Consider the following 683-nt stretch of genomic DNA (forward strand, 5'->3'; position numbering starts at 1 on the left):
AGGCGCGGCGGCGGATTTCCTTCGCCGACGGGCGTGACGGCCCGTGCCGGACCTTGAGTCCGAAGCCGATATTGTCGGCGACCGTCATATGGCGAAACAGCGCGTAGTGCTGGAAGACGAAGCCGACATTGCGCTCCTGAATCGACTTTTGAGAGGCATCCTCTTCGCCGAAGAAGATCTTTCCGCGGGTCGGCCGCTCCAAGCCGGCAATCAGCCTGAGCAGCGTCGTCTTGCCGGAACCGGAAGGTCCCAGCAGGGCGATCAGTTCTCCCGACTTGATGTCGAGCGAAACGTCGCGGAGGGCCGGAAACCGCTCAAACTCCTTGCGCACGTTGGCAACGCGAACTTCCATGCAAATCCCTTTTGTAGTTGATGCATGCCGTTATCCCAAAACCGGTTCCCACTTTTGGGCGACATCAAATCTTTGTTTTATGCATGTCGTTGTCCAAAAACCGCTACACACTTTTGGGCGACATGCATTTGTCAGTGTCCGCGCGTCGCGGCGATCTCGGCGCCGTAGCGCATCTCGAGAAGTGTTTTCAAGACCAGCGTGACGAGCGCCAGGCCGGCAAGCAGCGAAGCGACGGCAAAGGCGGCGGCGGCATTGTACTCGTTATAAAGGATTTCAACATGCAGCGGCATGGTGTTGGTTAGCCCGCGTATGTGGCCCGACACGACCGAGA

Annotated in this window: 1 protein-coding gene and 1 pseudogene; both read right to left on the minus strand. The window is 58.4% G+C overall.

Translation table 11 applies throughout. The annotated features are described in order from the left end of the window. The coding region (locus NKJ55_RS35470; protein ID WP_352453937.1) for an ATP-binding cassette domain-containing protein at positions 1–352 on the minus strand (352 nt) is incomplete at its 3' end. 131 nt (positions 353–483) lie between these two features. Further along, positions 484–683 (minus strand): annotated as a pseudogene (gene cysW, locus NKJ55_RS35475) (sulfate/thiosulfate ABC transporter permease CysW); the annotation flags it as partial.

It is taken from the genome of Mesorhizobium sp. M0106 (assembly GCF_040322715.1).
Classification (GTDB): Bacteria; Pseudomonadota; Alphaproteobacteria; order Rhizobiales; family Rhizobiaceae; genus Mesorhizobium.